This is a genomic window from Infirmifilum sp., assembly GCF_049970975.1.
Taxonomy (GTDB): Archaea; Thermoproteota; Thermoprotei; order Thermofilales; family Thermofilaceae; genus Thermofilum; species Thermofilum uzonense.
In genome coordinates, this window is record NZ_JBMFLX010000154.1 from 1 (window position 1) to 2,767 (window position 2,767).

Consider the following 2,767-nt stretch of genomic DNA (forward strand, 5'->3'; position numbering starts at 1 on the left):
TATATGCCGTTGGAGATTGGGCTTGCATGGCATCCCTTGCTGAACCTCCCCTACATACCCTCTTCTACTTTAAAGGGCGTCGTTAGAGCATTCATTAGATCCCATGACAGGAAGGAGCTCTGCGGGATCGACACTAAGCAACTTCTCGGGAAACAGGACCACAAGGGCTTGCTTATCTTCTTCGACGCGGTGCCAGTGAAGGTTGATAATACACTGCTGGAGCCAGACGTTATAACCCCCCATTATGTAGAGCTAGAAGGGAGGATTGACGAAACCAGCGTGAAGCCCAGACCCATAGTATACCCCACGGTTGCTAAAGGCGTGACTTTCGCAATGGTCATGGCCATGGATTCCAAACCCAGCAAAAACCCGGAGTGTATACTCACGGACTTACCAAACACGATTAGCATGGCTCTCAGCCAAGGACTGGGAGCGAAGACGAGCCTAGGCTATGGTTACGTAAAGGTCAGCCTGATTGAGAAAAAGGTGACGAAAGCATGAGCATGTCTCCTAGCCAGCTCTTCATTATAAAGCTTAAAGCATTACTCCACGACCCACCGTACAAGTCCCTCTGCATTCGAGAACGCGTCAACCACAAGGAGGAGGCTAGGCTGCTCAGGCAAGCTCTGCTCGCGCAGATTCCGCTAGAGGGGGGCGACCTGGACAGGTTCGAGAATATAGCCAACAACGCCGACGTTATAGCTTCGGGCTTCGATCGTTGGGTACTAGGCCCCTACTACGAGACAGGAGCCATTGCTCTGGACTCAATCGCCAACATTTTTGACACCAGGATCAGCGAAGACATACCTTCAATCCCTCTTCAAGATGCAAAGAAGAAAACCCTAGAGGTAATAGAAGAACTAAAGAAAATCATAAAGCAGACGTTAGACTCCGTAAACCAAGATAAAGACGATATCAGGCTTAGGCTGGCCTATACACTCCTCTACGCCCTCTACGAGCCCTTATACTATCTTAAGGAGCTCCCGCCCACCCTAGCCGATACAAGGGTCCCCACCCACACAATATTCGACCACCTGTACGCTACAGCCTCCATGGTCAACCTCGTAGCCAACCCAACACCAGACAAGCCCATAAGGGGCTTTCTTGTTCTAGTGGACTTCCCCGGAGTCCACTCCTTCATAGACCCAGCGAGGAAGACAGGGGATTACTGGGCTGGTAGCTGGCTCTTGTCAAACGTCATGTGGAGGCTCGCTGAAAAACTCATCAGCGAGTTCGGCCCCGACGTGCTCATAAGTCCCACCCCGAGGATGAATCCATACTTCCTCTTAAAGTACCTGCCGAGAATCTTAAGAGAAAACCTCGGTGAGAAAGCCGATGACGTGATAAAGCAGGTTGAACGGATTACGGGTCAGCTAATCGAGAGGCTTACAGGCGCTAGCCTAGAGTTAGAGGAATGGACTCAACAACCCATCATCCCGGCAACACTCCTCCTGGTTCTTCCCAAGGGCATTCACTGGACAGACACGCCTGAAAGCGTTGCTAGCAGGATCACAGAACTCTTCCAGGAGTCCTGGAAGGAGATAGTAGACGAGATATTAGCTGAGATAACGACGGAGCCTTCGAAACGTGTAGCCCAGGCTGACGCCCAAACCCAAGCAGCTGATACGAGCGTCGAAGGCTGCGCCAAGCTATTACCACTCAGACTTCTAAAGCGTTACTATGACATAATATCACAGCCCCCGACAGGTGTACGCGTTTCCATAGTTGACGTCGAGGAAATACATGGCGAGATAATCGACTGCCTAAAGGGCAGTGCCGAAGCCTGCACCAATCTAGGGCTAAACCCCCAGGCCTCAAAACTCGGCCTGGATGGAGTAGAGGAACTTGCAAGGACTCTTGTATTCCACGCCTCGCTCGAAGCGCTTTCCCGCAGGCCGACCCTCACGTCAACCCCCGTCCCTAGGACTTTCTGGATCCTCGAGGACGCCGCGTTTAAGCCCATCTACTCTCAGAGCTATGAGGACTGGATTCCCTGCACTCAATGTGGCGTTGAACCCGCTGTTCTAAGGCTCAGGAAGAGTTTCAAAGGCTTCGAGTTAACTTTCCACCCCGAAGATCTAAGCCAAATCCTAGAGGATTTCTGCAAGACCCTCAAGGGAGAACCCAATCAATTATTGCAAACACTCGCCGAAAAGCTGTACTATTACTTTAAGCCAGGCGAGGCACTCGGCCCATACTGTATTCTCAAGCGAGCCGTCTACATCGCTAAACGAGAGAAAAGCTTCCAGTCTACCGACGACGTAGCCCTGGAATTCTACGTCTCGAGGCTTAAGAGTCTTGTCGATTTCGACAAGGTAGCCGAGAAACTTGCTGGGCTTCTAAGGATCGAGGCCCCCCTGGAGAACAATTCCTCTGAACTCGCAGTGCTGTTGGCCTTTGGCCCCAACGGCGGAATGCCCCGAAACCTCGACATGGCCCACTCCATCCTTGTGCAAAAGACAAAGCTTCAATTAAGCTTCGAGGAATTCCTCGCCAGGCTCTCAGAGAGCGTCTGGCTCGCCGTCCGGGACCAGCATCAGAACCGGTACGATCACGTTGCGAGAGTTTTCCTCAAGGATTTAGGGCGTTCAAAAGCATACATGTCCTTCCTGTCTAACTTGATGGGGGTCTCCGAGGCGAGAGAAGACGTAGTACGCAAAATACTCGAGGTCAGGACGAGGTACCTCATAATTTACGGGGACGCAGACGGCATAGGCATGCTTCACAGCGGACACCTACCACTAAAACGCACCGAGTACTACACCGG

Annotated in this window: 2 protein-coding genes; both read left to right on the forward strand. The window is 51.9% G+C overall.

Annotation, left to right across the window (positions count from 1 at the left end; genetic code table 11):
- On the forward strand, positions 1-501 hold a 501-nt coding region (cmr6, locus tag ACP5KC_RS09885; protein ID WP_428287460.1), incomplete at its 5' end, for a type III-B CRISPR module RAMP protein Cmr6.
- On the forward strand, positions 498-2,767 hold a 2,270-nt coding region (gene cas10, locus ACP5KC_RS09890), incomplete at its 3' end, for a type III-B CRISPR-associated protein Cas10/Cmr2 (RefSeq protein ID WP_428287461.1). The genes cmr6 and cas10, both read left to right, overlap by 4 nt.